1 protein-coding gene is annotated in these 282 nt (G+C 53.9%); it reads right to left on the bottom strand.

Going from position 1 to position 282, the window contains the following annotated elements:
- Window positions 1-157 (bottom strand): IS66 family insertion sequence element accessory protein TnpB (gene tnpB / locus ACYP2A_RS26570; RefSeq protein ID WP_459748916.1); only part of this gene is annotated, 157 nt, incomplete at its 3' end.
- Between the last annotated feature and the right edge of the window lie 125 nt (window positions 158-282).

Genomic DNA, 282 nt, shown 5'->3' with positions numbered 1-282 from the left:
GTCGGTTGCGCCAAAGGTCAAAACCGTCGAGCAGCCAGTTCAACTCTTGAACGCTGAGTACGATCACATCGTCGGTGATGTCAGGCGATGTTTTGAACCGCTCGGCTTCGAGGCGCTTGAGCCAGAGACAGAAGCCGTTGCGCTCCCAATAAAGTATTTGATCTGGTCAACTGATTCCGGACACAGTTATAGGAGCTAGGCCGCCAGCCTTTCCTGATCGGCCGGCGTGCGGTATTCGTTGTAGCTGTGGAGCCTGACCTGGTTGTAATGGTGGATGACATA

It is taken from the genome of Pseudomonas sp. 3A(2025), assembly GCF_054589175.1.
This window is presented reverse-complemented; position numbering and strand designations above follow the sequence as displayed.